This is a genomic window from Sphingomonas sp. CFBP 13714 (genome assembly GCF_014842205.1).
Classification (GTDB): domain Bacteria; phylum Pseudomonadota; class Alphaproteobacteria; order Sphingomonadales; family Sphingomonadaceae; genus Sphingomonas; species Sphingomonas aerolata.
In genome coordinates, this window is record NZ_JACYVG010000026.1 from 1 (window position 1) to 3329 (window position 3329).

The following is a 3329-nucleotide window of genomic DNA, read 5'->3' on the forward strand; positions in this document are numbered from 1 at the left end:
GCACCCAGTGATGTCGTTGGTGGTGTGGACTCTCAAGCGTGAGGTAAGGGCAATTCGTGGATGCCTTGGCATGTACAGGCGATGAAGGACGTGGCACGCTGCGATAAGCGCGGGTGAGCTGTGAGCAAGCTTTGACCCCGCGATTTCCGAATGGGGAAACCCACCTATCCCGATTAATCCGAACTGTGTGGCAACGCACAGGTTGGGTTAATTAGGTTAGGTATCACTTAGCTGAATAAAATAGGCTTCGTGAAGCGAACCCGGCGAACTGAAACATCTCAGTAGCTGGAGGAAAAGACATCAACCGAGATTCCGTTAGTAGTGGCGAGCGAACGCGGACCAGGCCAGTGCCTGAATTTCAACTAGTAGAAGTCTCTGGAAAGTGACGCCATAGCGGGTGACAGCCCCGTATACGAAAGTGAGAATTCAGGACTCGAGTAGGGCGGAACACGTGAAATTCTGTCTGAACATGGGGGGACCACCCTCCAAGCCTAAATACTCGTACATGACCGATAGCGAACTAGTACCGTGAGGGAAAGGTGAAAAGCACCCCGATGAGGGGAGTGAAACAGTACCTGAAACGGATTGCCTACAAGCAGTTGGAGGGCTTTTATGGCCTGACAGCGTACCTCTTGCATAATGGGTCTGTGACTTAATGTATCAAGCAAGCTTAAGCCGATAGGTGTAGGCGCAGCGAAAGCGAGTCTGAATAGGGCGCCAGAGTTTGATGTATTAGACCCGAAACCCGGCGATCTAGGCATGACCAGGATGAAGGTGCAGTAACATGCACTGGAGGTCCGAACCGATTAACGTTGAAAAGTTACCGGATGAGTTGTGTTTAGGGGTGAAAGGCCAATCAAGCCGGGAAATAGCTGGTTCTCCGCGAAAACTATTGAGGTAGTGCCTCGCACGAACACCTTAGGGGGTAGAGCACTGGATGGGCTAGGGGGTCGCGAGATCTACCAAACCTAACCAAACTCCGAATACCTAAGAGTGATATGCGGGAGACAGACGGCGGGTGCTAAGGTCCGTCGTCAAAAGGGAAACAGCCCTGACCTACAGCTAAGGCCCCCAAATCGTATCTAAGTGGGAAAGCATGTGGGACTTCCAAAACAACCAGGAGGTTGGCTTAGAAGCAGCCATCCTTTAAAGAAAGCGTAACAGCTCACTGGTCTAAACAAGAGGTCCTGCGGCGAAGATGTAACGGGGCTCAAGATACGTGCCGAAGCTTAGGGTGTGCCACTTATGTGGTACGCGGTAGCGGAGCGTTCCGTAAGCCTGTGAAGCGATCTGGTAATGGGTCGTGGAGGTATCGGAAGTGCGAATGCAGACATGAGTAGCGATAAAGAGGGTGAGATGCCCTCTCGCCGAAAGACCAAGGGTTCCTGCGCAAGGCTAATCCGCGCAGGGTGAGCCGGCCCCTAAGACGAGCCCGAAGGGGGTAGTCGATGGGAACCACGTTAATATTCGTGGGCCTGGTGGTGTGTGACGGATCATGTGTGTTGTCATCCCTTATCGGATTGGGATGGCTTCGAAATGGTTCCAGGAAATAGCCCCACCGTATAGACCGTACCCGAAACCGACACAGGTGGTCAGGTAGAGTATACCAAGGCGCTTGAGAGAAGTGTCCTGAAGGAACTCGGCAAATTGCCTCCGTACCTTCGGAAGAAGGAGGCCCTCACTATGCGCAAGCACTTTGAGGGGGCACAGGCCAGGGGGTAGCGACTGTTTAGCAAAAACACAGGGCTCTGCTAAGTCGGCTTCAAGACGACGTATAGGGCCTGACGCCTGCCCGGTGCCTGAAGGTTAAGTGGAGGGGTGCAAGCTCTGAAATGAAGCCCAGGTAAACGGCGGCCGTAACTATAACGGTCCTAAGGTAGCGAAATTCCTTGTCGGGTAAGTTCCGACCTGCACGAATGGCGTAACGACTTCCCCACTGTCTCCAGGACATGCTCAGCGAAATTGAATTCTCCGTGAAGATGCGGAGTACCCGCGGTTAGACGGAAAGACCCCGTGCACCTTTACTGCAGCTTCAGAGTGGCATTAGGAAGAAACTGTGTAGCATAGGTGGGAGGCTTTGAAGCATCGGCGCCAGCTGATGTGGAGCCATAGGTGAAATACCACCCTGTTTGTTTCTGATGTCTAACCTCGTTCCGTAAGCCGGAACAGGGACCCTCTGTGGCGGGTAGTTTGACTGGGGCGGTCGCCTCCTAAAGAGTAACGGAGGCGCGCAATGGTGGGCTCAGGACGGTCGGAAACCGTCTGTTAGAGTGCAATGGCATAAGCCCGCCTGACTGCGAGACTGACAAGTCGAGCAGAGACGAAAGTCGGTCATAGTGATCCGGTGGTCCCTCGTGGAAGGGCCATCGCTCAACGGATAAAAGGTACGCCGGGGATAACAGGCTGATAACCCCCAAGAGCTCATATCGACGGGGTTGTTTGGCACCTCGATGTCGGCTCATCACATCCTGGGGCTGGAGCAGGTCCCAAGGGTTTGGCTGTTCGCCAATTAAAGTGGTACGTGAGCTGGGTTCAGAACGTCGCGAGACAGTTTGGTCCCTATCTGCCGTGGGCGTCGAAATTTGAGAGGAGTTGACCCTAGTACGAGAGGACCGGGTTGAACATACCTCTGGTGTACCAGTCGTTCTGCCAAGAGCGCAGCTGGGTAGCTATGTATGGACGGGATAACCGCTGAAAGCATCTAAGCGGGAAGCCTCCCTCGAGATAAGATTTCATAGAGCCGTCGGAGACCACGACGTTGATAGATCGGATGTAGAAGTGCGGTAACGCATGGAGCTAACCGATACTAATTGCTCTATTCGCGCTTGAGAGTCTCACACCATCAATGACAACACTGGGTTCGCCCGGCACGTCAGACGATAGTGCGGATGATTAAGACGACGCCAGATTGCCAATCCCCTCGCCGTCGAGGGATTGGTCACAAATACCACTATACCCAAGCACGGTATCGATTTTAAAACCCTCAAGACCCGCCGCAAGGCTAGCCTCGAGGGACCCAGATATCACAGTGACGCATGTCGCACCGGCTCCATTGCCTGGTGGCTATAGCGTCGGTGTCCCACCCGATCCCATTCCGAACTCGGCCGTGAAACCCGCCTGCGCCAATGGTACTATCGCTCAAGCGATGGAAGAGTAGGTCGTCGCCAGGCATTGAAGCCCGTGCGACATGCATCACACGATATCAAAACCCATTCACAATCTCATCTACCCTTACGTCCCTAACAGGACCGTCGCGGGGTGGAGCAGCCCGGTAGCTCGTCAGGCTCATAACCTGAAGGTCACAGGTTCAAATCCTGTCCCCGCAACCA

The 3329-nt window shown here is 53.9% G+C and carries 1 tRNA gene and 2 rRNA genes; all 3 read left to right on the plus strand.

Going from position 1 to position 3329, the window contains the following annotated elements:
• The first annotated feature begins 33 nt into the window (after positions 1 to 33).
• The 3 genes from IFT54_RS20105 to IFT54_RS20115 all read left to right on the plus strand — a co-directional run bounded on the left by IFT54_RS20105 (position 34) and on the right by IFT54_RS20115 (position 3329).
• Positions 34 to 2830 (plus strand): 23S ribosomal RNA (locus IFT54_RS20105).
• Between the two features lie 225 nt (positions 2831 to 3055).
• A 5S ribosomal RNA gene (rrf, locus tag IFT54_RS20110) occupies positions 3056 to 3170 on the plus strand.
• Between the two features lie 82 nt (positions 3171 to 3252).
• A tRNA-Met gene (locus IFT54_RS20115) sits at positions 3253 to 3329 on the plus strand.